Here is a 23,770-nt window from a genome sequence, read left to right as displayed (position 1 = left end):
TCGAGTGCGCTCGAGCCAGCAGGATCGCCGGCATGACGGAGATCGTGCTGGGAGCCATGCGGTTCGGGACGCGGATCGGTGAGGCGGAATCGTTCGCGCTGCTCGACCGGTTCGTCGAGCTCGGCGGCCGGTGGATCGACACCGCCGACAACTACTCGTTCTGGCTCCACCCCTCGGGCCGGGGTGGCCAGAGCGAACAGGTGATCGGCCGCTGGCTGGCCCAGCGGCCGGGCGTGCGTGACCACGTCCTGATCAGCACCAAGGTGGGCGCCGAGCCGACCGACCCGGCCCGCGGCCTGGACGCCATGGAAGGCTTGTCCGCGCCGGTGATCCGCTCCGCGCTGACCGGCAGCCTGCGCCGCCTCGGCACCGGCCACGTCGACATGTACTGGGCCCACGTCGAGGACCGCTCGGTGCCGCTGGCCGAGACGGTGGGCGCGTTCGGCGAGCTGGCCGCCGAGGGCCTGACCGCGCGCTTGGGAGCCTCGAACACCCCGGCGTGGCGGGTCGAGCAGGCTCGTGCCCTGGCCACCGGTCCCGCCTGGACAGCGCTGCAACTGCGCCACTCTTATCTGCAGCCCCGCCCCGGCGCCCCGCTGGAGTCCTGGGCGCACCGCCAGGTGTTCCCCGAGACCCTCGACTACGCCCGGACTTGCGACCTCGACCTCTGGGCCTACTCCGCGCTGCTCAACGGCGGTTACGGCCGGGCCGACCGTCCTCTCGAAGAGGCCTACGACCACCCCGGCACCGACCGCCGGCTCGCGGCGCTGACCGAGGTGTCGCGTGAACTCGGCGCCACCCGGAACCAGGTGGTGCTGGCCTGGCTGCTGGCCGGCGACCCACCGGTCTTCCCCCTCGTCGGCGCCAGCACCCCACCCCGCCTCGACGAGGTGATGGCCGCCCGGGACCTGAAACTCACCCCCGACCTGCGCCGCCGCCTCGACGAGGCGCACTGAGACCCCTCGTTCGCGGCGTACCCGGTTAGGGTGATCAGATGGCAGCCCGCATCACCGAACTGGTCCTGGACGCCCGCGATCCCGAACTGCTGGCCCGGTTCTGGTGCGAGGTGCTGGGCTACGTCGAACTGGAGCGTGACGGCGACGACATTGAGATCGGCCCGCCCGGGACCGGTTTCGGCGGCCCGCAGCCCACGATCATCCTCAGCCGCACCGACGAGCCCCGGGCCGGCAAGTCGCGTCTGCACATCGACGTCAACGCCACCGACCGGGATCAGGCGCAGGAGCTGGAGCGCTTGCTCGCGGCCGGCGCCCGCCCAGCCGACGTCGGCCAGACCGGCAACGAGTCCTGGCACGTCCTCGCCGACCCCGAGGGCAACGAGTTCTGCCTCCTGAGACGACGAGTACCGGAGGTGTAGCCGACCCTTCCACGTCCGTCACCGGCTGACCGCTCCGAGCTGCCGGTGATGTGAGCCGACGCCCACCAGGGGCTCTCCCCATCGCCATGCAGTGGCTCAGCGGCATGCGTGGCCGATCGACGGCCTTTACGCTGTGCCGTCATGGTGTCCTTCATTCGGAACGTCTCGTTCGACTGCGCTGACCCCTACACGTTGGCGCAGTTCTGGAGCGAAGTTGTCGGCCACCCCCTTCACCCGGATTCCGCTCCCGGCGACACCGAGGTCGTCATCGAACCGCCGGGCGGCCCCCGGTTGTTCTTCCAAGCCGTTCCCGAGGGCAAGACGGTGAAGAACCGGGTTCACGTCTGCCTCGAGCCGGGCGATCGGGACCGCGACGCGGAGGTCGATCGCCTCGTGGCGCTGGGCGCGACAATGTTCGACAACCACCGGACGGCGGACGGCGATGGCTGGGTCGTTCTGCTTGATCCGGCCGGGAACGAATTCTGCATGACTCGCTCGGCCGCGAGCCAGTCGGCTGACGTCCTTGCCGAACGCCCCTAGGCCCGGATCCGAATGCTTCCATCGATATCACTTGCCTGGTAGGTCCTGAGCGATGTCCGGGCCGGGCCGCGCAGCACCGAACCGGTGGTGATGTCGAACTGGGAGCCGTGACACTGGCACATGATCGTCGTGCCGGTCAGGCGGCCTCCGGACAGCGGACATGGCGGGTTGTCGCCGCACGGGCAGAGGTCGTCGAAGGCGTACAGGTGGTCGTGGACGCGCACGACCGAGACGCGCCGCCGGAGATCGTCCAAGTAGAAGGCGACGACGCAGTCGTCGGGGACCGCATCGCCCGGCCCGAGCGTGCGGAGATCGCCTCTCCCGTACGCGACAGTCATGGTCTTCCTCCTTCGTGGGGTGCTGTTCAGTACGGATAGTCGGGGATGACGGCGGACTTCCTCGCGTCGAGGCGCAGTTCGCCCGGAGCGCCCACGGGCACGGCCGGCCGGCGTGGCGGAATGGGATCGAGGCGCGCATAGCCGGATCCCAGCGGTGGCCTCGGATCCGGGTCCCCGTTGTTGGGCCAGAGCGACATCGCGCGCTCGACCAGGGCCGTGATCGTCAGGGACGGGTTCACCCCCGGGTTCGCCGGCATCACGCTGCCGTCCATGACGTGCAGCCCGGGCTGACCGAACAGGCGGAGATAAGGATCGACCGCCCCGCTGTCGCCGGTGTCGCCGATCGGGACGCCACCGACGAAGTGCGCCGAGGCGCCGCGGTTGATGACCTCGAACAGCAGCGCACCTTCGCGGCTGTCCATCTTCGCGGCCAGCCGGTCGACGAAGTCCTCGACGATCGGGATGTGGACCGACGGTGCTGCTCCTTCTCCGTGCCGGCTTCGCAACCGCCCGTCGTCCCAGTACAGCTCGATCGAGGTGTCCGTCGTCTGCGAGCACAGCATGATCACCGCTCGCTCGGACCAGTGGCGGGCGTCGTCGTACGACAGGACCCGGCCGGGATGTTCGACCAGATCCTTGAGCCAGGACATCGTGGGGTGTTTCTGGGCGCCGTGCTGATGTTCCGTCACCAGCAGCGCGAACAGATCACTCCCGACTCCCCAGTAGACCGGCTCGACACTGGTCACCGGATCGGGCCAGACGCCGCAGGTGATCGACACGGAACCCGGCGTGAGGCGGACCTTCTCCGGATCCCGCTGCCAGGCCTCGTAGCTCCGGGTGACGGCCAGCAGTTGTTCCGAGTTGGTCCGGGCCCGCTGCCCGAGCTGGCCCGACAGGTCCCGCAGACGACCCTTGTGCTGCATGTGGTGGAGGAGCTTGGCGGTTCCGTAGGCGTGCGCGGCCACGATGACCTGGTGCGCCGTGTAGGTGTGGTGGCGCACCTGTCCCGCCCGCTGGGCCCATCCCGGGTGGCGGGTGCGTACCTCGAATCCGCCGCCTTCAATCGGGGCGAGGTCGTAGGCCTCGCTCAACTCGTGCACTTCGGCGCCGAGCGCTTCCGCCAGGTAGAGGTAATTGGTCGTCAGCTTGTTCTTCGCGTTGCGCCCACAGCCGTTGTTGCAGTTTCCGCACGAGACGCATCCCGTACGCCGTGGCCCGGCACCGCCGAAATAGGGATCGTCGGCCTCCACGCCGGGCTGACCGAAATACACTCCCACCGGAGCCGGATTGAAGGTCTCGCCCCGGCCGATGTCGACCGCGACCGCGCGCATGTGCCGGTCGACATCGGTGGGCTGGTACGGATAGCGAACGACGCCGAGCATCCGCCGGGCCTGGTCGATGCACGGGGCGAGCTCGTCGGCCCAGTCGGTGATGTGCGCCCATTCGGGCGCGTCGAAGAACCTTTTCGGCGGGACGTAGAGCGTGTTGGCGTAGACATGCGAGCCGCCGCCGACGCCCGCGCCGGACAGGATGAGCACGTCGTCCAGGTATTCGATCCGCTGGATCCCGTACAACTCGGCCGCCGGTAGCCACAGGAAGCCCGGCAGATCCCACTGGGTCCTCGGGATGTCCCGGTCCGGCCAGCGACGACCGGACTCGACGACGCCGACGCGATAGCCCTTCTCGGCGGCTCGGAGCGCCGCGACGCTGCCCCCGAAGCCCGAGCCGATGATCAGTACGTCGTAGTCGAAGCCGGTCATGACGACTGTCCGGGCCGCGCGAACCGGGGGTAGAGATCTCCGATGGAACCACACAGGCCTTGCTTCACGGCCGCGGTGCGGTCATCGGTGATGACCTCGAGTTCCCCGGCTTCCAGCCCGTCCAGGGCGATGCGGACGACGTCGGAGGCCCGGTTCATCGGCGCCTGGTATCCCACCGTCATCGGGGTGGCCGTCACCCCGAGGTGCAGGCCGACCACCTGGGTGCCCTGCCCGGCCAGATCCTGCCGGAACGAGTTGGTGGCCGACCACAGGGCCGCCTTGGCCGCACTGTACGAGCCCATCAGGGCCAGCCAGCTGAAGATCGAGTGCACGTCGATCAGGGCGCCGCCGCCGTTGGCCCGCAGCACCGGGGCGAAGGCCCGGGTGACCAGCAACGGGCCGAAGAAGTTGGTCTCGAAGGTGCTCCGGATGTCGGCCATGCTGTCGGACAGCAGGGAATCGCCGAACCGCAGCACGCCGGCGTTGTTGATCAGGACCGTGGTGTCGCCGGCGATCGCCGCGGCCTCGGCCACGGATTCCTCGTCGGTGACATCCAGCGACAGGGCGACGATCCGCGGGTCGGGCCGGTGTCGCGGCGTACGGGCAGTGGCGTAGACCTTCGCCGCGCCCCGGGACAGGCATTGCTGGACGAATTCGGTTCCCAGGCCACCGTTGGCTCCGGTGACGAGAACGACTGCTCCGGTGAGGATGCTGGGCACGATGCCGCCTTCCTGATGGAGAGCGGACGTGGGCAGGATGCGCACGCCCGAGACGTCAGCGTCCCGCCGCCGACCGGCCCCGGGCATCTGTCGAACAGCCCATGCCGGGTGTGAGCCCGGGCACCCTGGAGCGATCCCCGTGGGTTACCCGGGGTGGCTGTCCCGCCCGGTGACCGAGGGTGAACTCACCGCCGGACGGACCTCGGCGGGATCGCGATCATCCAGGGAGAAGTGTCATGGGAGCCGACGGAGTCTCAGTCATGGTGCCGTTCGATCCACGCGGCAACCACCAGCCCACCTGGGAGGGACACGAGGCGATCCTCCGTCGGGGCAGCGCCTCCTCGGCGACCGAGACCACGATCCGGGCCCTCACCGCGCTGTGCTTCGACGACCTGCTGACCGGGGTGTGGGATGAGGCCTTGCGACTGGCCGGCACGGGGGTCCAGCTGTGCGAGTCGCACGGGTATCAGGAACTGCGCTGGCCGCTGTGGGTCGTCACCGCCGTCATCGCCGCCGCCCGGGGCGAGGACGAGGAGGCCCAGCGCCTGGCCGCGGATCTGGAGGACTGGGCCCGCCGGCGAGGATCGGCGGCCGTCCGCCTCTATTCGCTCTACGTGCAGTGCCTCGTGGCGCAGGGCCGGGACGATTTCGAGCAGGCGTTCCGGTGCGTCTCCGACCTCGCCGCGCCCAGCACGTTCGCCGCCAATCTTCCGCTGGCCCTGGCGGCGTCCGTGGACATCGTCGAGTGTGCCGTCCGGACCGATCGCGCGGACGTCGCCCGCCGGTATGTGGCGATGCTGCCTGGCACGGACAGCGCCGGCCTTTCGCCCCGGGCGAGGCTGCTGACCGGATGTGCCGCCGCGATCGCCGACCCGGGTGGCATCGGCCGCTTCGAGCAGGTGCTCGCCCTGCCCGGCATGACCGATCTCCCGTACGACCGGGCCCGGGTGCAGCTGGCCTACGCGGAGCGCCTCCGGCGTACCGGATCGCTCAAGAACGCGCGACCGCACCTGACCGACGCCCTTGCCACGTTCTCGCATCTCGAAGCGCGGCCGTGGCATTCGCGCGTGTCCCGGGAGCTTCGCGGCACCGGCAACCTGCGGATCGGACCCGGCGCCACGCACACCCAGGAGCTCACGCCCCAGGAACGGGTGGTCGCCGAACTGGCCGCCTCGGGGCTGACCAACAAGCAGATCGCGACCAGAATCTATCTGTCCCATCGAACCGTGGGCACCCACCTGCAGCGGGTCTTCCAGAAGCTGCGGATCCCGAGCCGAGCGGCTTTGCGCGACGCGCTCGGCCCGTCATAGCTCGGTCGGTGGCCGCTCGGTGGAGGCCGGGAAAGCGTCCCGAAGGGCTCGCCGGGTCGTGATGCCCAGTTTCGGGAACACTCGCGACAGGTGCCATTCGACGGTGCGCGAGCTGATGAACAGCCGGGTGCCGATCTCGGGATTGGTGTAACCGTCCCGAGCCAGCGTGGCGATCTGCAGTTCCTGCGGGGTGAGGTTGCCGACCGGGCTGGTCGTGACCGCCCGGACGACGCCGTCCGCTGCCTCCAGCTCGCGGGCCGCCCGCCCGGCGAACCCCTCGGCCTTGATACCGGAGAAGAACTCGTGCGCGATCTGCAACTCGGCTCGCGCCTCACGACGCCGGTCGGCACGACGCAGCCACTCCCCGAAGAGCAGATGGGCCCGCGCGAGATCCACTTTCATCCGGGTGCGGCCGAGCCGGTCGATCGCCTCCCGGAACAGCACCTCGGCTTCCGGGCCGGTGCTGAGCAGCGCCCGGCACCGCGCATCCACGCCGAGCGCCCAGTCCGTGCCGGTGGCCCGGGCGGCCGTCGTGAGCCGTTGCTGCGCCTCGATCGCGGACTCCCGGGAGGTCCCGCGGACTCCCGCCTCGATCTGCTCCGGCAGGGGCCAGGTCGAGGCGCCCAGGTCGGGTGCGTGCGCACTGGCGAACCGCGCGGAGGTCAGGGCGTCCTCGTAATGGCCGACACCGTTGTCGAGCAGGGCGTGCGTCCAGGCCGCGACGGACATGTCGAAGCCCTCGCCGTTCGACCCGTCGTACGCGGGGAAGGTCTCGATCACCTCACGACCCTCGGACCGGTGACCCCGGAGGGCGGCATGCAGCATCTGCGGCGACGGGAACATCTGGATCTGCATCGCCTCGGCGGCGGTCAGCGCCTCCGTCATCAGCGACTCCCCTTCGGGCAGCTCACCGGAGAACAGATGCATGAAGATCCGGGAGCTGAGCGCCATCGGCAGCATGCCGAGCGCGCCCGTCTCCCGGACGATGCTCAGCTGACGGATCGTCAGGTCGTACCAGCTCTCGTCGTCCCAGAGATCCATCGCGACCCAGACCGCCAGCCAGAGCCAGCGCAACTCCTCGTCCGGTTCGAGGTCAAGATCCTGGAACGCGGCCAGCGACTGGCGCAGGACCGGTGCCGCGGCCACGTAGCCGTCGAGCACACGGGTCGACAGCCCCTCCAGGAGGAGACCGATCGCGGCCGGCTGATCCGGGGCCCGCACGGCTCCCCGCGCGGCCATCGCGACCTCGCGCTGAGCCCCGTCGGCCGCGAGACGGCCGGCGAAGCAGCTCGCCGACAACGTCTCCAGATACGTTTCGCCGGCCCGCTTCGCGTCCAGGTACTCCAGGCTCTTGGCCGCCTTCAACAGCAGCGCGGGGGCATCCCGCCCCCGGCTCGACGCGAACGCGATCTGACCCCGGAGCAGCTCGGCCCGCGCACGATCGAGGGCGCTCAACGGGCCCGACTCGGCCGCGCTCAACAGGCTCAGCCCCGCTTCGGCCGCCCCGGCCAGCAGTTTGGCCCGCGCCGCGGACAGCATGCGCCGGGCCCGGTGGGCCGGATCAGGGGTCAAGGCGCCGGCGTGCTCGAGGAAGGCGGCCGCGGCGGCCAGGCCGCCGCGGGCCTGGGCCCGCCCGGCCGACCGGACCAGCTCGGCGGCGACGTCCTCGTCGGGCGCCGTGGCGGCCTGAGCCCGGTGCCAGGCCCGCCGGTCCGGGTCGTCCGAGGCATCGGTCTCGTCGGCCAGAACCCGGTGCACGCGTTGCCGCTCCGCGACCGAGGCCGCCCGGTAGATGACCGACCGGAGCAGCGGGTGGGCGAACCGCACCCGCGCGTCGATCTCGACCATCCCGTCGGCGATCGCCGGTTCGGCATCCTCGACGCCGACAGACAACCGGGCGGCGGCACGCCACAGCAGAGGCACGTAACCGACCGGCTCGGCCGAGGCCAGCAGGAGGAGCAACCGGGTGCCGGGTGGCAGCTGCTCGAGCCGGCGGAGATAGCTGCTCTCGATGCTGCCGACCAGGGGACCCGACGACGGCGTCCGATAGCCGCCGGCCAGCTCGACCTGGCTGAGCCCGCGGGGCAGCTCGAGCAAGGCGAGCGGGTTCCCGCGGCTCTCGGCGACGATCCGGTCGCGGACCCGCTGGTCGATCCGGCCCGGCACGGCCGTCACCAGCAGCTCCTGCGCGTCGGCGTCACCGAGTCCGGAGACCTCGAGCATGGGCAGGCCGGTCAGCCCGGGTGGATCAGCCGTGTTCCGGTAGGCGAAGACCAGAGCCACCGGCTCGGCCATCAGCCGCCGGGCGACGAAGATCAGGGTCTCCACCGAGGCCTGATCGAGCCACTGGACGTCATCCACCAGGCACAGCAACGGCCGGCTCTCCGCCTCGGCCGCCATCAGGCCGAGCACCGCCAGGCCGACCAGGAAACGGTCCGGGACCTTGCCCGCCGACAGGCCGAAGGCAACGTTCAAGGCTTCGCGTTGCGGCGGCGGCAACTGGTGCAACCGCGACTGCATCGGCGCACACATCAACTGCAGACCGGCGTACGCCAGCTCCCTTTCGGGCTCGGATCCGGACGTACGGGTGACAGTGAAATCCGACGCGGTCTCCTCGAGGTGGCGCAACAGCCGTGTCTTGCCGACCCCGACACCACCCCGGACGGTGAGCACAGCCCGGCCACCGGCCCGCACCGTGGCCAGGACAGTGCCCAGCACCTCACGCTCGCGGTGCCGGTCGAGCATGGTCTGGCCGGCGCTGCCGGTGCTGCCGGTGAAAACGCGCATCGGGCCTCCCCTCTGCACGTGCGTCCCGACGGAGCCTGACCAGTGCAGGCTAGTGGACGTGAAGACGCTCTCGTAACGTCCGACCGGTCAGCCCCGGCACGTGGGGCCGGATCAGATCTCGTGCCGCAGCCAGGCCACCGCCCGGCGCACCACGGTGGCGTGCTCCGGGGAATCGTAGGACCGGACGTCGTGGCCCAGCGCGTCGTAGACCACCCGGCTGCCGCCCACGGTGCGTGCCCAGACGAGCGGATGTACGGCACCGCCCTCGTCGTGGACATAGAGGATGTCGCTGGTGCCGTCCACCAGGTCCAGGTCGGTGAACCGCTCGTCGTAGACCTCGAAGTCGCCGAGTCCATCAGTGATCGGATGCCCGGCCGCGCCCCGGCGGACGCGAGCCGGGCCGATCGGCGGATGAAACGTCGTGCCGTACGCCCACGAGGCGCCGATCGCGGTCCGCCAGATCGACGATCCGGGAAAGGCGATCGCCGCGCTGTGGGTGGCCAGGAGACTGCCGCCACGGGCAAGGAACGCGCCGAGAGCACGGGCGAAGTCCTCGTCCTCCGGAACCGGCTCCGAACGGTTGGCACTCGCGTTCACCACCAGCAGGCCGGTGTCGCGAAGGGCCGCCGGAAGCTCACCGACGGACGTCACGGTCGCCACCGCGCCGGCATCGCCTATCAGTCCGGCGATCCTGGCGGTGGTGTCCGGCAACGAGTGCCAGGGGTCGGCGTGCAGGCCCTCCCCACTGAAGATGACGGTGGCGACTGTCATGAAGTAGCTCCGTTCCTGAGGTCGTCGATGACTCGTGGCCTACCAGCGGTTCCAGTGCATGAGCTCCCGTGCCTCGGCTCGCGGGCCCGGGCGGAAATCGGTGCCCAGGGTGTAGGCCACCGGCGTCAGGGCGACCTGCACGACGGTGGCGTACGGAAGGCCCAGCAACTCCGCCATCTCCTTCTCGTAGCTGAGATGGTTGGTGGTCCAGGCCGTGCCCAGGCCCCGTTCGCGGGCCGCCAGCATGAAACTCCAGAACGCCGGAATCACCGAACCCCAGCCGCCGGCCTGGCCGCGGATGCTGTCGAGCTCTGCCCGTGACTCGACGCGCAGGCACGGGATGAGCAGGAGCGGCACCTCGTGCAGATGATCGGCGAGGTGGATCAGGCTGCGGCTGATACGCCCCCATTCAGCCGAGGCGAATGCCATCCGGCTGAACGCCGGGCCGGCTGATCCCGAGGCCGGCGGCGGCGCTGTCAGACCCCGGCGCCACAGGTGCGCGACCTGTGCGCGGGTCCGCCGCTCCTCCACAAAGACGAAGTCCCAACGCTGCCTGTTGCGGCCGCTCGGCGCCTGCAACGCGATGCGCACGCAGTCCTCGACCACGCTGCGGGGCACCGACCGGCTCAGGTCGAGTCGCCGGCGGACGGCACGGGTGGTGGTGAGGACCTCGTCGGCCGACAGGCCGAGGACGCCCGGTTCGGGACCTTCGGGATCGGTCATGACGCAGCCACCGGGGTGCGAGGCAGGAACGAGCCGCGCGCGAGCCCGGCGACCGTGCGGATGGACAGTGCTGTCATGCCGAGGGTGACGACCACCAGCAGGCAGTACGCCACCGGGCGCCGGCCGTCGACCTGCGCGGCCGCGAGCCAGTGGACGGCGACGGTGAAGGCGGCGATGTAGGAGAAGGCGAACGCCCAGATCCCGGCCGCGAACGACACCTTCGCGTAGAGCGGGATGAGGCGGAGCTGAACGAGGAGCATGAGTATCGCGTACCCGGCCATCAGATAGGCCGCCGTGTCGGGCCGATTGCCATTGATCTCGAACCAGGCGCTGCCGGCCACGACCGGCGGTGCCAGCTCGATCGCCAGCGTCGGCAGCAGCGGCCGGGGCAGGGCCGGCTGGGTGAACAGCCGGATGAGGATGATCGAGCCCAGGATGATCCAGCAGACCAGGCCGTAGCCGAACATCAGCCGGGCGAAACCGTCGTAGCCGAGCGAGGCGCTGCCGCCGGCGGCGAGCAACGGACCGGCGACGGTGGGCAGGAAGTAGCCCGGGTGCCACCGGTCGAGCGGCATGTCCTCGATGATCCATTGGCCGCTCAGCCAACCGCCGTAGAGCGCGACCAGGACGGCGAAGATCACGAAGATCGTGCGCCCGGCGGCCGGTGCGGGCACGGCCAGAGCCAGGCCGAGCATCATCGGCACGACGAGGATCAGGGCGGTGAACGGGCCGAACGTCAGGTCGCCGGGCTCGTCGGCCGGCCGGCCGCGGCTGATGGCATTTCTGAGGTACGTCGCGACGGTCACCAGGTAGACGGCCGCGGCGACGACCCAGAGCAGTTCCGCGGGCCAGGACGGCACGGCGGTGAGCTTGTGCGCGGTCCACCAGCATTGCGCGAGACCCGCGAAGGCGAACGGGATGCCGAACAGGTTGGCAGTCAGCCGACGTGTGGTGCCGGGCATCGGATACCTCCTTTTCCCCGCCGAACGTATGGCGCCGCCGGGAGCACGAGCATCCGTCGTTCGACCCTCGGGTCACGCGCGCCATTCGACAGATGCCCGCCGGCGCCGGCTCCCGGCACGGTGGGACGAAGCACGGCGGGCGTCGCCTGCCGTTATCGAAAGGACGCGAGACATGCGGACAACCGTCGAGCGAAGCGCGTTACCGGTCACCCATTTCCGTACGGTCGAAGTGAACGGAATCGACATCTTCTACCGCGAGGCCGGACCGGTCGACGCGCCCGTGATCCTTCTGTTGCACGGCTTTCCGACGTCGTCGCGGATGTTCCGGGACCTGATCCCGGCGCTGGCGGACCGATACCACGTGATCGCACCGGACTATCCGGGCTTCGGCCACAGCGCTGTTCCGGACCGCTCGGTGTTCGACTACACCTTCGCGAACTTCGCCGGTCTCATAAAGGAACTGCTCGACCGGCTCGGCGTCCACCGTTACGCCCTTTACAGCTTCGATTACGGGGCGCCGGTCGGCTATCGCCTGGCGCTCGAGGGCCCCGACCGGGTGAGCGCGCTCATCGTGCAGAACGGCAACGCGTACGAGGAAGGGTTGCAGGGCTTCTGGGACCCGATGAAGAGGTACTGGGCAGCCGGCACCGACGAGAACCGCCAAGCTCTCGGCTTCGTCGTCGAGGCCGAGGCGGTGACGGCGCAATACACCCAGGGAGTGCGGGACCGCACCCGGCTCGACCCGGACAGCTGGACCCACGACCTCGCCCAACTCGGCCGGCCGGGCAACCGGGAGATCCAACTCGATCTGTTCCACGACTACGGCACCAACGTTCCGCTCTATCCGCGGTTCCAGGCGTTCTTCCGCCGGCAGCAGCCCCCGGCCCTGGTCGTCTGGGGCCAGAACGACGAGGTCTTCCCGGCCGAGGGCGCCCGCCCCTATTTGCGCGACCTGCCGGACGCCGAGTTTCACCTGCTCGACACCGGCCACTTCGTCCTGGAGGACCAGCTCGACGTCGTGGCGCCGCTGATCCGCGACTTCCTCGACCGCACCGTCACCGGCGGCTGAGCGGGATGAAATACCGCTTGATGGGCAGTACCGGTGTGTACGTCTCCGAGGTCTCTCTCGGTGCCATCACGTTCGGCGGGGCCGGACCGGCCTGGGAGGTCGTGGGCGGCCTGCCGCTCGCCGAGTCTGAACGCATCGTGCACGCCGCGCTCGACGCCGGGGTCAACCTGATCGATACCGCCGACGTGTACGGCGACGGTCAGTCCGAAGAACAACTCGGGGTGATTCTTCAAGGCCGGCGCGACGAGGTGATCCTCTCGACGAAGGGCCACTCCCGCACCGGCGCCGGGCCGAACGACGTAGGCCAGTCCCGGCTGCACCTGATGCGAAGCCTCGAGGACAGCCTGCGGCGGCTGCGCACCGATCACATCGACGTCTACATGCTGCACAACTTCGATCAGCTGACGTCTCTCGAGGAGACGCTGCGCACCCTCGATGACGCGGTGCGCCAGGGCAAGGTGCGCTACCTGGCCGCGGCGAACTTCTCCGCCTGGCAGGTCAGCAAGGCTCTCGGTGTGTCCGCGCGCCTGGGGTTGAACGGCTTCGTCGCGGTGCAGAGCTACTACTCCCTGGCCGGCCGTGATGCCGAGCAGGAGCTGATCCCGATGGTGCAGGACGAGAAGCTCGCCCTGACCGTCTGGGCGCCTCTGGCCGGCGGGCTGCTGACCGGCAAGTTCGGTCGCGACGGGGTTGACGCGACCGCCCGGCGCGGCCGGCCGGAGACCCCCAACTTCCCGCCGGTGGACTACGAGCGCGTCCATGACATCGTCGACGTGCTCCGGTCGGTCGCCGACCGGCACGGGGCGACCGTCGCCCAGACCTCGCTGGCCTGGCTGCTGGCCCAGCCCGGGGTCACCAGCGTCACCGTCAGCGCCCGCCGGATCGACCAGCTCATGGACAACCTCGGGGCGGTGGACGTCACCTTGACCGAGGAGGATCTGGTCGAGCTGAATCAGGTCAGCGGCAACCCGCCCAGTTACCCGACGTGGGTGCAGGACGCGTTCCGGGCGGCACGCTACCCCCGATAGAGAGGCGGCCGGGGCCGTCGAGCCCGCATGGTCGCACCGGGACGGGGAACGCAGCGGCCATGATCGTCCATATCAGCGCGGTCGCCGACGGCACCGTTCTTCTCGCCGTGGCGGGCGAGATCGACCTGGCCACCGTCGACGACTTCGAGGCCGCGCTCGCCCGGGCGACCGCGATCGACGGCACGCCCCGGGTGATCGTGGACCTCAGTGAGGTCAGCTTCTGTGATTCCTCGGGCCTGGCCGCCCTGGACCGGGCCTGGGAGCGGGCCGACCGGCGGGGCATCGCGCTGCGGGTGACCAAGCCTCAGCGCGGCGTCCGCCGGCTGATGGAGATCGCCGGAATGCTGGAGGGCCTGACCCGGCCGCTCCTGTAGTCAGCCGGATCGACCCCCTCAGGCCTCGCGGAGCAGCTCGGCCATCTCCGGCAGCTTGAAGAAATCGGCGGTGGCCAGCGCGGACGGCGTGCCCGCGTGCGGGTCGGCGCCGACGGCGAGCAGCGATTTCACCGTTTCGGGGTTCTGCCGGAAGACCGCGGCCGACAGCGCCGACTGACCGCGGTCGTTCACCCGGTTGGGGTCGGCCCCCTGCTCCAGCAGCGCGATCACGGTGTCGACGTGGTTGTGGTAGGCGGCCAGGATCAGCAGGGTGTCGCCCTTGTCGTTGGTGAGGTTGGCGGTCAGACCGGCCGTGACGCTCTGCACCAGCTCCTCGGTGCCCCCGGAGCGGGCCAGGTCGAACATGCGATGGGCGAATGCGATCATTTCTTCATCCAGCTCAGCCACGGGCCGAAGCCTACCTGTGCGGTCCCGGACCGGATTGTCCGATCAGGTGAAGGCGCCGTCGTGGATCGGACGAATCGGTGGCCCCGTCCCGCGCGTTGACCGACAGTGAGGAGAGCGAGTCAAACTGTCACGGGGAGTGGCCCGATGTCGCACGATCCTCGTCCGCCGTACCGCCCTCGCCCGCGCCGGCGGCTCCATCCGCTGGTCGCGGTCGTGCTGGCCTGCGCCGCGGTGGCCGCGCTGTTCCTGACCGGCGTCGCCGCGCAGCAGCTGGCCAGCCGGGAACCGGCCGCCGCCACCGCCGCCACCGCGCCGAAGACCACGCCATCGGTGCCGAAAAGCGAGCTGGGACACAAAGTCCGCGACGGCAAGTTCGAGTTCGTGGTCTCCCGGGTCGACTGCTCCCGCACGACCGTCGGCCTGGAACGCCTCAAGCGCACCGCCAAGGGCAAGTTCTGCATGGTCAGCCTGTCGGTGCGCAACATCGCCGACGGCTCGCGTTACTTCCTGGGCCACGCGCAGAAAGCCGTCGACGCGACCGGTGCCTCCTACCGCAACGACACCCTGGCCGGTGTCTACGCCAACCTGGACATCGAGACGTTCCTGCGCAAGCTCGGCCCGGGCGAGCTGGTGACCGGCCGGCTCGTCTTCGACGTGCCGAAACAGGCCAAGCTGACCTCGCTGGTGCTGCACGACAGCCCACTGTCGGGCGGTGCCACCATCACCCTCTGAGGGCCGCGGCCGGATGGTCGGGCCACGGCACCGCGTACGCCGGATCCGCTCCACCGGTGAGCCGGGCGAAGCGCAGCAGCTCGCGGACGATGCCGGCGTTACCCATGGCCCAGCCGATCTCGGGCGCCAGGGCACTCGGCGTCACCCGGTGCTCATGGTTCGACCAGCGGGCCCCGCCGTCGTCGACGGTGGCCCGGGCGACGAGGTCATCGGCCAGCAGGGTCGCGAAGTCGAGTGGCTGCCCCTGTTCGACGTGGCGGTCGCAGGCCAGCGCCAGCACGCCGGCCGTTCCGCAGCAGCGGCCGTTGTTGTCCCAGAATCCCGGGCGCAGGCGGCGCGGAAGCCCGCTGCCGGTGACCGTGTGCCAGCACCGGTCGGCCCGGGCGGCCCACGCCGCGTCCCCGGTCACCGCGCCGAGCAGCCGGAAGACCTGAGCGTCGCCGGCCGGCCCGTTGCACCAGCCGTAGCTGTAGCGTTCGATCAGCTCGGGCCGGTGTGGCGGATCGCTGTGCGGGACGAGGAAGCCGGTCGGCCCGGCCTCGTCCCGCGCCACCACATCGGCCGCGCCGGCCAGGGCCAGCTCGATCAGGTCGCCGCGGCCGGCGGCCGAGCCCACGGCGGCCAGCGCGAGCACGATGCCCAGCGTCCCGTGCGCGATGTGGTGCGAACGGGCCGGACCGGGGCGGACGGCCCAGTTGACGCCACCCGGGGTCGGATCGGCGGTGCCGAGGTAGGGCTCGGCCGCGAGCACAGCCAGGTCCAGATCACCGGCGTGCAGCGCACCCAGCGCGATCCCGGCGTTGCCGGACAACAGCTCGAACATCTCGCCCCACCGCTGCCCGTCGAACCGCGAGCGCACCCGGCTCAGTGCCCGATCGGCGGCCCGGCCCGCCGCCTCGTCACCGAGCAGCTCGTGGACCGCGCGCAAGGTGACAGCCAGGCCGGTCAGGCCGAAATACAGCGAACAGTCTTCTTCGACATCGGCGGCGGCCATCAGCGCCGCCGCACCGCGCAGGGCGGCATCGCCGTACCGGTCGTCCCCGAAATGACGCTGAGCCTCCAGCAGGGCCAGCACGACCCCGGCCTCACCGCTGTAGAGCGTGTGGTCCGGCTCGGGGCCGCGAGCCGCTCCGATCATCCAGTCCAGCGCCCCCACGGCGAGTTCCTCCATGCGCCCATCAGATCAGATCGATCCGTACGTTCTCCGAACATCACCGGCCGGCCGGAGCGGGCAGAATGGGCCGGTGACCGAGAAGGGGCTGGTGCTCGTCGTCGAGGACGAGCGGCCCATCGCCGACCTGCTGCGGCTCTATCTGACCCGGGACGGGTTCGGGGTGCACGTGGAGCACGACGGGGCCGCGGGGCTGGCCGCGGCGCGGCGGATGCGGCCGGTGGCCTGCGTGCTCGACATCGCGCTGCCGTCGATGGAGGGCACCGAGATCTGCCGGCGGCTGCGGGAGGACGGCGACTGGACGCCGGTGGTGTTCCTGACCGCCCGCGACGACGAGGTCGACCGGATCCTCGGGCTCGAGCTGGGCGGCGACGACTACCTGACCAAGCCGTTCAGCCCGCGCGAGCTGGTCGCGCGGGTGCGGGCGCTGCTGCGGCGGGCGGCCGGGCCGGGTGAGGGCGAGCGGATCCGTACGCTCGGGCCGGTGTCGCTCGACCCGGCGCGCCGCTCGGTGACGGTGGCCGATCGGGCGCTGGAGCTGACGCCGACCGAGTTCGACCTGCTCGGGCACCTGCTGCGCCGGCCGGGGCGGGTCTTCACCCGCGACGAGCTGCTGGCCGGGGTGTGGGGTTACGCCTCGCACGCCGGCACCCGGACCGTCGACGTCCACATCGCCCAGCTGCGTGGCAAGCTCGGCGACGCGGCCGGGGTGATCCGCACGGTCCGCGGCGTCGGGTACACCGCGGATGCCTAGGACCCTCACCGGCCGCACGGTCCTCGTCACCGCGGCCACCGCGGTCGTGTCCGTCATCATCACCGCGCTGGTGGCGCTGCCCATCGCCGTCCGCTCAGCCGGCAACGCCGCCCGGGCCGACCTGGCCGACAAGTCCGCGATCGCCGTCGAGCTGCTCACCACCGAGCGTTTCGTGGCGCGGCAACGGATCGTCGCCCGCCTGCGCGAGGACGGCATCTCGGTCTACCTGATCCGGCGCGGTGTCGCCGACCGGGCGGGCCTGCCGCCCCGGGTGATCGAGCAGATCGCGGCCGGTTCGACGGTGGACACCCGCGGCGTGGTCGCCGGGGAGTCGGTGTTCATCGCCGGGCGCCCGCTCACCGGAAACGACGCCGGGGTGGTGCTGACCCGGGCGGCCTCCTCGGGCACGGCCGGGCAGGTGCTCGGCGGGGTGTGGCTGGCCCTGCTGGCCGGTCTGGTCGGGGGCATCGCGGCCGGGGCGCTGCTGGCCCGGTTCATCGTGCGGCCGCTGCGGCAGGCGGCGCTGGCAGCCGGGCGGATGTCGGCCGGGGACCGCTCGGTGCGGCTGGCCGTGCGCCCACCGGCCGAGGCGGCCGAGCTGGCCATGGCACTCAATCAACTCGGCGCGGCCTTGCAGCGCAGCGAGGGCCGGGAACGCGAGTTCCTGCTGTCGGTCTCGCACGAGCTGCGGACGCCGCTGGCCTCGATCCGGGGCTATGCCGAGGCTCTGGCCGACGACGTGGTGACCGCCGACCAGGCCGGCGAGACCATTCTGCGCGAGGCCGAGCGGCTCGACCGGCTCATCTCCGACCTGCTCGCCCTCTCCCGGCTGGAGGCCGACGACCTGCCGGTCACGGTGGTGCCGGTCGACCTCATCGAGCTCATCGACGCGGCCGCGCAGGCCTGGGGGCCCCGATACGGGCCGCGGCTGAGCGTCGAGCTGCCGGCCGATCCGGTCGTGGTCGACACCGACCCCGACCGGATCCGGCAGGTGATCGACGGGCTGTGCGAGAACGCGCTGCGGGTGGTTCCTTCCGGTACGCCGCTGGTGCTGGCCGTCCGCGCCGGTGAGCAGGGCGGTGTCGTCGAGGTGCGCGACGGTGGGCCGGGCTTCACCGACGAGGACCTCGGGGTCGCGTTCCAGCGCGGGGCGTTGCGGCAGCGCTACCGGCACGAGCGCAAGACCGGCAGCGGTCTGGGCCTGGCCCTGGCCGCCCGTCTGGTCACCCGGCTGGGCGGCACGATCGAGGCCGGTCACGCGCCCGAGGGCGGCGCCATGTTCACCGTGACACTCCCTTACAGAGCCCGAACAAAACCCTGACCCCCTTCGCGTACGCCGGGTCGAGGCTTACCGCCATGACACGTACGAGAATGACGCTGACCATCACCGCGCTCGGCCTCACCGGGGTGGTCGCGGCGGTGGCCGTCGGCGCTGCTGTGGCGACGCCGGCTGATGCCGCCGACGAGACGTACGCCCTGGCCGCGCTGGACGACAAGCAGGCCGCGCAGCCGAAGGAGGGGCGCAAGGCCGCCCGGGCCTATCTGCGCAAGAACACCCTGCACGGCGAAGTCGTCGTGAGCGGGAAGGACGGCAACCGCACGATCGTCGTCCAGCGCGGCACGGTCACCGCCACCACCGACAAGACGCTCAGTGTGAAGTCGTCCGACGGCTTCACACTGAGCTGGACCAAGGGCGACAAGCTCAAGGTCCGCGGCGCCCTGAAGACCGGGGCCGAGGTCGGCGTGGCCGGTGCCAAGGACGGCGACGCGACCGTGGCCCGGCTCGTCCGGGTCCAGGACTGACGCTCTACCGGCAGCCGATCCCGTCTTTGTAGCCGGCCGGCGGTCCGTCGGCGGCGGTCTTGTCGGCGATCTCCCAGAACACTTGGGACCAGCCCCCGTCGCCGGCCATGTCCTCGAGCACCTTCCAGTGGTGGCTGCCGCGCAGCGCGGTGGCGGCCTTGGTGACGGCGGCCTGATCACCGGCCTTGTCCGCGCGCACCCACTCGGCGATCCAGGCGCAGCCGACCCGGCCGGTCACCTGCGCGCCGAACTGGTAGCGGTCGTTGACCCCGACGTCGCCGAGCGAACCGAGGTCGAAGCGGGGCGGCAGCGGCACCCCGGCCAGCACCGTGGTGGCGGCCCGGGCGATCCGGGCCGGCGTGACGATCTCGGGCGGCATCGCGGCCAGCCAGGTGGACACGCCGACGCGGCGGACGAGCGCGACGACCCGGTCGAACTCGCCCCGCGTCCAGCCGTCGCTTGCCGAGCCCAGCTCGACGAAGACGCCGGCCCGGGGACGCAGCATGACAGCGGCGCGGTTCTTGTCGTAGGTGAAGACGCTGCCCGTCCAGCCGTCGACCGTGATCGGCTGGGGCTCACTGACCTCCAGCCGGTCCTGGTAGTAGCTCTCGTACTGCTCGCCCGGGTAGTAGTTCATCTCCAGCCGCAATGTGCCCTTGGCGTAGGCGACGGTGCCGTTGGGGTCGGCGAAGCCGTACACCGTCACCGCCTTCCACCCCGGTTCGTCGATCAGCAGGCGCGGCGCCGTCTCGGCCGCCTGCTCCGCTCGGGCGGCCTCCGGTTGCGCGGCCGGCGGGGTCACCGTGCGGTCGCGGCCGATGAGCGGGGTGGCCACCAGGACACCGGTGACGGCCGCGGCCGCCGCGAGGGCGGCGGCCCATCGGCGCGCCGGCCGGCGCCGGACGATGGTCGGCTCGGACATGATCTCCTCCAGGAGGGTCTGCCGCGCCCCGTCGAGGACTCGCGCGTACTCCGGCCGGTAAGGGTCGGCGTCGCGGACCGCGCGATCGATCTGCTCGTCGGTCATGAGCGCTCCTTCGGGGCGGGTAGGGCCAGGACGTCGAGTACATGTCCGGCCGGACCGAACTCGTCACCGAGCAGGTCGCGCAGCCGCGCCCGGGCCCGGGACAGCCGGGTGCGCACAGCGGCGGCACTGATGCCCAGCACCTCGGCCACCTCGCGCGGTTCCAGCCCCTCCCACGCGGTCAGCCGCAGCACCTCGCGGTCGAGCTCACCCAGCCGGGCCAGCGCCGCCCGGACCGTGACCCGCCGCGAGGCCTCGGCCGCGGGATCGGCCACGACGGTGGTGAGGCATTCACGCAGCCGCGCGGCCAGCCGCTCCCGGCGCCGCCCGCCACGGTGCTGGTTGGCCAGCACGCGGCGGGCGACCCCGTACAGCCACAGGCGGACCTCGTCGCCCTCGGGCAGGTCGCCGGCCCGGCGCCAGGCGATCAGAAAGGTCTCGGCGACCACGTCGGCCGCGTCCTCCGGGTGCTCGACCCGCCGCACCGCATAGGCCAGCAACGGTTCGAAGGTGCCGGCATACACACGCCGGAAGCACTCGTCGTCGGTTTCGGAGCTCACGGCAGTCCCATGTCCGGATACCGGGCCATCGTTACACGGGACACCAAGCGTCCGGTGGTCGACGAAGATCGATTGACGCGCGTGGTTAACGCCGCTAACCTCAAGTTAGCGTCGTTAACCAAGCCTGTGGAGGTCGTCATGACCGAGTACTTGAGCATCGCCGGCAACAACCTCGCCTATGAGGTGTCCGGGCGGGGCCCTCTGGTGGTTCTGGCGCACGGCATCGGCGACAGTCGGCACTCCTACCGCTTTCTCGCTCCGGCCCTGGCCGGCGCCGGATACCGGGTGGCCAACGTCGACATCCGCGGCTGCGGCGACTCCAGCCTCGGCTGGGACGGCTACAGCCGCACGGGCATCGCGGGCGACCTGGTCGCCGTCGTGCGCCACCTCGGGGGCCCCGCCGTGATCATCGGCCAGTCGATCAGCGGCGGCGCGGCGACCATCGCGGCGGCCACCGCGCCCGATCTGATCAACGGCGTCATCGAGCTGGCGCCCTTCACCCGCGTCCAACCCTTCGATCTCGGCGGGTTGATGCGGGTGAAGCGATTCCGGAGCGGTTACACCCAGATGGCTCAGGTCATGGTCCGGGGAAGCCTGGCCGGCTGGAAGAAGTACCTCGACGTGGCATATCCGGTCAAGCCCGCCGACTGGGACGCCGAGCTGACGCGTATCGCGGCGAAGCTGACCGAGCCCGGCCGGATGAAGGTCCTGCAGGCCATGTGCAAAACCAGCCCGAGCGACGCCGGCGCGCAGCTGGCCAACGTCACCTGCCCGGTCCTGGTCATCGAGGGCAGCCTCGACCCCGACTGGGCTGATCCTCGCGCCGAGGGCGAGAAGATCATCGCTGATCTGCCCGAGGGCCTTGGTGAGCTCGCCGTCATCGAGGGTGCCGGTCACTACCCGCACGTGCAGACACCGGATCAGGTTCTCGCGCTGGCCCGGCCTTTCCTCGACCGGACGCTGGCGCATGCCTAGGGCCGGGCTGACCCCGCTGTCGGTCACCGAGGCCGCGGCGGGCCTGATCGACGAGATCGGCTTCGAGAACCTCACCATGGGCCTGCTCGCCGAACGGCTGGGAGTCAAGACCCCCGCGCTCTACAAACACGTCACCAGCCAGGCCGATCTGGTCCACCGCATCGCGGTCCGGGCCATGGCCGAGTTCGCCGACGCCATACGCGACGCCATCCAGGGCCGGGCCGGCACCGACGCCCTCGCCGCGGGCGCGCAGGCGATGCGGACCTACGTGCTGGAACACCCCGGCCAGTACGCGACCGCCGATGCTGCGGCGGCCCGCCCGACCGGACCCGACGACCCGATCATCCCCGCCGTCGAGCGGGTCGTCGCCTCCTGGGCGGCCATGCTGCGCGGCTACCACCTGGACTCCGGTCAGGAGATCCACGCCCTGCGAATGCTCCGCAGCGCCCTGCACGGGTTCTCGACCCAGGAAGCAGCCGGCGGGTTCCAGATCGACGCCTCCATCGACGACAGCTTCACCTGGATGATCAACTTTCTCGACCGCGGCCTGCGCGACCTCACCGCCGACGCCACCAGTCTCGCCCGGACATCTCCGCCTGGCGGCCACTGATGGTGAACATCGGCGAAGAACCGCAAGACACCAGGATCGAGCGGCACGCGAGCTGGGCCGAGCTGTTCTTCGACCTCGTGGCGGTGGCCGGTGTGGCCGCGCTGGCCCACGTGCTCGGGCCTGACCTGGACGCCGCGACGCTCGGTCTCTACGCGCTGCTGTTCCTGGCTCTGTGGCTGTCCTGGACGACGTTCATGCTGTACGGCAACGTCGCCGCCGGCCAGACCCGCGTGCTGCGGCTGATGGTCGGCATGTTCGGCCTCGGGACCATGGCCGCGTCCGTGCCCGGCGTGGCGCACACCGTGCTGGGGCACGGCGGCGACCTCCTTCCGCTCAACGTCTTCGCCATCGCCTACATCGCTACCCGCGTCTACGGATCCAAGTCGTGGCAACGCGGCGCGGTATTGCTGGACTTCCCGGTGGTGCAGTACTCGGCAGGGCTGTTGCCCTGGGTCGCGTCGCTCTGGGTCGGCGAACACGGGAAGCTCGCGCTCTGGGCCACCGGGATCGGCCTCGACCTGCTGCTGATCCTGGTCCTGTCCGGCAGCAGGATGCTCCAGCGGGTCCAGTCGTACCTCACCGCGCAGAAAAGTCATGGGCGCCGGTCAGGACCACGGGGCACGGGACCGGTCATTTACGGGGTCTCGGTCGATCCGGCCCACCTGTCCGAGCGGCTGGGACTCTTCGTCATCATCGTGCTGGGCGAATCGGTGGTGCAGATCGTTGCCGCGGCCGGCGAGGCGCGGTACGACTTCGGCCTGCTGGCCACGGCGATCGCGTCCTTCATCCTGCTGGCCGGCATGTTCGGCTTGTCCGTCGTCTTCGGATACGCCGGCCTGCCGCACCTGCGCGCCGGCCGGATCCCCGCCCGCGCCGCCCTCGGCCTGCACTGCCTGGTCACCGGCGTCGTCGCCACCATTGCCGGGCCGCTCTCCCTGGTGGTCGGGCACGGCTCCGAACCACTACCCGACCGAGGGCGCTGGCTGCTGTGCGGCGCGGTTGCGGCCTACTTCACCCTCGGCGTGGTCACCGGCGTCGCCAGCCACAGTTCCGACTTGCCGAGGACGATCTCACGGATCACCACCGGCATCGTGGCCCCACTCCTGCTCGGCCTGCTCGCCGCCGCCGTCAGCGGCCGGACGCTCGTGGCCTCCCTGGCCCTGATCGTCCTGGCCCACCTCTGGTTCGAACGACGTCCGGCCACCGAGGTGACTGACCACTCAGTCACCTCTACGGAAAGGCACACATCATGAGCAAGCTCCGTCCCCTCGCCGCTGCCGCCTTCCTTGTGGGCGCGGTGATTTATCTCGCCGCCGAAGCGATCACGGCCGCGGCGTGGAAGTCGCCCAGCTACAGCTACGCCGACAACTGGATCAGCGACCTCGGATCCGCAACGGCGGGCGTGTTCCAGGGCCGCGAGCTCGACTCGCCCCTGCACGTCGTCATGAACTCCGGATTCATCATTCAGGGACTCCTCTTCGGAATCGCCACAGTGCTGCTGTCGCGGACGATCAGCGGGCGGTCCCGCACCTTCACCGCCGTGACGGGGATCGTGACCATGATCGGCTACATCCTGGTCGGAACCTTCCACGGTTCCCTGCAGGCGCAGCAGAACGGCACGCTCGCCCTGCACTTCACCGGAGCAACGCTGGCGATCCTCGGCGGGAACGTGCTCGCGCTCGTCCTGGGCCTCCACTGGCGAAAGACTCCCCGGACGCGACTGATCGGCCTCACCAGCATCGTCCTCGGAGCAGTCGGCCTGGTCTCCGTAACCGCTCTCTTCCTCACCTTCGATGCCGGCCTGCCCTCGGGTGCCATCGAACGCGGCTCCGTCTACACCATCGTCATCTGGCAACTCGCGGTCGCCATCGCACTGCTCCGCAGCCGCACCGACGCTCGCGCACCCCACGTCGACGCGAACACTGCATCCCCGAACACAGCGTCCACAAGCAACTGACCCGCCGGGCCCGCCGAGGC

Annotated in this window: 26 protein-coding genes; 15 read left to right on the top strand and 11 right to left on the bottom strand. The window is 70.7% G+C overall.

Features of this window, described 5'->3' with window-relative positions; translation table 11 throughout:
* Positions 1–32 precede the first annotated feature (32 nt).
* The 3 genes from NAG42_RS43200 (at position 33) to NAG42_RS43190 (ending at position 1,915) form a co-directional block, all read left to right on the top strand.
* The gene (locus NAG42_RS43200; protein ID WP_250038357.1) at positions 33–956 is read left to right on the top strand and encodes an aldo/keto reductase; all 924 of its coding nucleotides are present in this window, start codon (positions 33–35) and stop codon (positions 954–956) included.
* Between the two features lie 38 nt (positions 957–994).
* Positions 995–1,375: a VOC family protein gene (locus tag NAG42_RS43195; protein ID WP_250038356.1), complete on the top strand. Its 381-nt coding sequence runs from the start codon at positions 995–997 to the stop codon at positions 1,373–1,375.
* A 108-nt stretch (positions 1,376–1,483) separates the two neighbouring features.
* Positions 1,484–1,915, top strand: a complete 432-nt coding sequence (locus NAG42_RS43190; protein ID WP_438872530.1) for a VOC family protein — start codon at positions 1,484–1,486, stop codon at positions 1,913–1,915.
* Here NAG42_RS43190 and NAG42_RS43185 read toward each other — a convergent pair.
* The 3 genes from NAG42_RS43185 to NAG42_RS43175 are packed head-to-tail and all read right to left on the bottom strand — an operon-like array spanning position 1,912 to position 4,777.
* The gene (locus NAG42_RS43185) at positions 1,912–2,253 is read right to left on the bottom strand and encodes a Rieske (2Fe-2S) protein (protein WP_250038355.1); all 342 of its coding nucleotides are present in this window, start codon (positions 2,251–2,253) and stop codon (positions 1,912–1,914) included. The genes NAG42_RS43190 and NAG42_RS43185 overlap by 4 nt on opposite strands.
* A 26-nt stretch (positions 2,254–2,279) precedes the next feature.
* Positions 2,280–4,013 (bottom strand): GMC family oxidoreductase, encoded by a 1,734-nt coding sequence (locus NAG42_RS43180; RefSeq protein ID WP_250038354.1) that lies wholly within the window; start codon positions 4,011–4,013, stop codon positions 2,280–2,282.
* The gene (locus tag NAG42_RS43175) at positions 4,010–4,777 is read right to left on the bottom strand and encodes an SDR family oxidoreductase (protein WP_250038353.1); all 768 of its coding nucleotides are present in this window, start codon (positions 4,775–4,777) and stop codon (positions 4,010–4,012) included. Before NAG42_RS43175 ends, NAG42_RS43180 begins: the two co-directional genes overlap by 4 nt.
* Positions 4,778–4,968: 191 nt before the next feature.
* On the opposite strand from NAG42_RS43175, the gene NAG42_RS43170 reads away from it, so the two are divergent.
* Positions 4,969–6,042, top strand: a complete 1,074-nt coding sequence (locus NAG42_RS43170; protein ID WP_250038352.1) for a helix-turn-helix transcriptional regulator — start codon at positions 4,969–4,971, stop codon at positions 6,040–6,042.
* On the opposite strand, the gene NAG42_RS43165 is transcribed toward NAG42_RS43170, so the two are convergent.
* From NAG42_RS43165 to NAG42_RS43150, 4 genes are all read right to left on the bottom strand, one after another.
* Positions 6,037–8,829, bottom strand: a complete 2,793-nt coding sequence (locus NAG42_RS43165; protein ID WP_250038351.1) for a helix-turn-helix transcriptional regulator — start codon at positions 8,827–8,829, stop codon at positions 6,037–6,039. The genes NAG42_RS43170 and NAG42_RS43165 overlap by 6 nt on opposite strands.
* A gap of 111 nt (positions 8,830–8,940) precedes the next feature.
* Positions 8,941–9,600 (bottom strand): ThuA domain-containing protein, encoded by a 660-nt coding sequence (locus NAG42_RS43160; protein WP_250038350.1) that lies wholly within the window; start codon positions 9,598–9,600, stop codon positions 8,941–8,943.
* A 39-nt stretch (positions 9,601–9,639) separates the two neighbouring features.
* Positions 9,640–10,323: a nitroreductase family protein gene (locus tag NAG42_RS43155; protein WP_250038349.1), complete on the bottom strand. Its 684-nt coding sequence runs from the start codon at positions 10,321–10,323 to the stop codon at positions 9,640–9,642.
* Positions 10,320–11,285 carry an SLAC1 family transporter gene (locus tag NAG42_RS43150; protein WP_250038348.1) on the bottom strand — a complete coding sequence of 322 codons (966 nt, stop codon included), beginning with the start codon at positions 11,283–11,285 and terminating at the stop codon, positions 10,320–10,322. The genes NAG42_RS43155 and NAG42_RS43150 overlap by 4 nt, the downstream gene beginning before the upstream one ends.
* Before the next feature lie 172 nt (positions 11,286–11,457).
* Between NAG42_RS43150 and NAG42_RS43145 the strand changes: the two genes are divergently transcribed.
* The 3 genes from NAG42_RS43145 to NAG42_RS43135 are packed head-to-tail and all read left to right on the top strand — an operon-like array spanning position 11,458 to position 13,756.
* Positions 11,458–12,354, top strand: coding sequence for an alpha/beta fold hydrolase (locus NAG42_RS43145; RefSeq protein ID WP_250038347.1), 897 nt, complete (start codon positions 11,458–11,460; stop codon positions 12,352–12,354).
* A gap of 20 nt (positions 12,355–12,374) precedes the next feature.
* Positions 12,375–13,382: an aldo/keto reductase gene (locus tag NAG42_RS43140; protein ID WP_250038346.1), complete on the top strand. Its 1,008-nt coding sequence runs from the start codon at positions 12,375–12,377 to the stop codon at positions 13,380–13,382.
* Positions 13,383–13,441: 59 nt separating this feature from the next.
* Positions 13,442–13,756 (top strand): STAS domain-containing protein, encoded by a 315-nt coding sequence (locus NAG42_RS43135; protein WP_250038345.1) that lies wholly within the window; start codon positions 13,442–13,444, stop codon positions 13,754–13,756.
* 18 nt (positions 13,757–13,774) lie between these two features.
* Here NAG42_RS43135 and NAG42_RS43130 read toward each other — a convergent pair whose 3' ends face one another.
* Positions 13,775–14,164 (bottom strand): ankyrin repeat domain-containing protein, encoded by a 390-nt coding sequence (locus tag NAG42_RS43130; protein WP_250038344.1) that lies wholly within the window; start codon positions 14,162–14,164, stop codon positions 13,775–13,777.
* A gap of 144 nt (positions 14,165–14,308) precedes the next feature.
* Between NAG42_RS43130 and NAG42_RS43125 the strand changes: the two genes are divergently transcribed.
* Positions 14,309–14,896: a DUF4352 domain-containing protein gene (locus NAG42_RS43125; protein WP_250038343.1), complete on the top strand. Its 588-nt coding sequence runs from the start codon at positions 14,309–14,311 to the stop codon at positions 14,894–14,896.
* On the opposite strand, the gene NAG42_RS43120 is transcribed toward NAG42_RS43125, so the two are convergent.
* Positions 14,886–16,067: a lanthionine synthetase LanC family protein gene (locus NAG42_RS43120; RefSeq protein ID WP_250038342.1), complete on the bottom strand. Its 1,182-nt coding sequence runs from the start codon at positions 16,065–16,067 to the stop codon at positions 14,886–14,888. The genes NAG42_RS43125 and NAG42_RS43120 overlap by 11 nt on opposite strands.
* 73 nt (positions 16,068–16,140) lie before the next feature.
* Between NAG42_RS43120 and NAG42_RS43115 the strand changes: the two genes are divergently transcribed.
* From NAG42_RS43115 to NAG42_RS43105, 3 genes are read left to right on the top strand one after another with little or no spacing between them, the layout of a single operon-like run.
* Positions 16,141–16,821, top strand: coding sequence for a response regulator transcription factor (locus NAG42_RS43115; RefSeq protein WP_250038341.1), 681 nt, complete (start codon positions 16,141–16,143; stop codon positions 16,819–16,821).
* On the top strand, positions 16,814–18,142 hold the full coding sequence (locus NAG42_RS43110) for a HAMP domain-containing sensor histidine kinase (protein WP_250038340.1): 1,329 nt from the start codon (positions 16,814–16,816) through the stop codon (positions 18,140–18,142). The genes NAG42_RS43115 and NAG42_RS43110 overlap by 8 nt, the downstream gene beginning before the upstream one ends.
* A gap of 35 nt (positions 18,143–18,177) precedes the next feature.
* Positions 18,178–18,624 carry a hypothetical protein gene (locus NAG42_RS43105; protein ID WP_250038339.1) on the top strand — a complete coding sequence of 149 codons (447 nt, stop codon included), beginning with the start codon at positions 18,178–18,180 and terminating at the stop codon, positions 18,622–18,624.
* Between the two features lie 4 nt (positions 18,625–18,628).
* On the opposite strand, the gene NAG42_RS43100 is transcribed toward NAG42_RS43105, so the two are convergent.
* Positions 18,629–19,651: a hypothetical protein gene (locus NAG42_RS43100; protein ID WP_250038338.1), complete on the bottom strand. Its 1,023-nt coding sequence runs from the start codon at positions 19,649–19,651 to the stop codon at positions 18,629–18,631.
* A complete protein-coding gene (locus NAG42_RS43095) occupies positions 19,648–20,208 on the bottom strand; it encodes an RNA polymerase sigma factor (protein WP_250038337.1) in 561 nt (186 codons plus the stop codon). Before NAG42_RS43095 ends, NAG42_RS43100 begins: the two co-directional genes overlap by 4 nt.
* Positions 20,209–20,346: 138 nt before the next feature.
* Here NAG42_RS43095 and NAG42_RS43090 point away from each other — a divergent pair, with 138 nt between their 5' ends.
* The 4 genes from NAG42_RS43090 to NAG42_RS43075 are packed head-to-tail and all read left to right on the top strand — an operon-like array spanning position 20,347 to position 23,750.
* Positions 20,347–21,183 (top strand): alpha/beta fold hydrolase, encoded by an 837-nt coding sequence (locus tag NAG42_RS43090; RefSeq protein ID WP_250038408.1) that lies wholly within the window; start codon positions 20,347–20,349, stop codon positions 21,181–21,183.
* Positions 21,176–21,793 (top strand): TetR/AcrR family transcriptional regulator, encoded by a 618-nt coding sequence (locus NAG42_RS43085; protein WP_250038336.1) that lies wholly within the window; start codon positions 21,176–21,178, stop codon positions 21,791–21,793. Before NAG42_RS43090 ends, NAG42_RS43085 begins: the two co-directional genes overlap by 8 nt.
* Complete coding sequence (locus NAG42_RS43080) at positions 21,793–23,046, top strand: low temperature requirement protein A (RefSeq protein WP_250038335.1); 1,254 nt, start codon at positions 21,793–21,795, stop codon at positions 23,044–23,046. Before NAG42_RS43085 ends, NAG42_RS43080 begins: the two co-directional genes overlap by 1 nt.
* A complete protein-coding gene (locus tag NAG42_RS43075; RefSeq protein WP_250038334.1) occupies positions 23,043–23,750 on the top strand; it encodes a DUF998 domain-containing protein in 708 nt (235 codons plus the stop codon). The genes NAG42_RS43080 and NAG42_RS43075 overlap by 4 nt, the downstream gene beginning before the upstream one ends.
* Positions 23,751–23,770: the final 20 nt, after the last annotated feature.

It is taken from the genome of Paractinoplanes maris, from assembly GCF_023544465.1.
Taxonomy (GTDB): domain Bacteria; phylum Actinomycetota; class Actinomycetes; order Mycobacteriales; family Micromonosporaceae; genus Actinoplanes; species Actinoplanes maris.
Note: the sequence above shows the minus strand (reverse complement) of the source record. Positions and strands in the feature narration are given on the sequence as shown.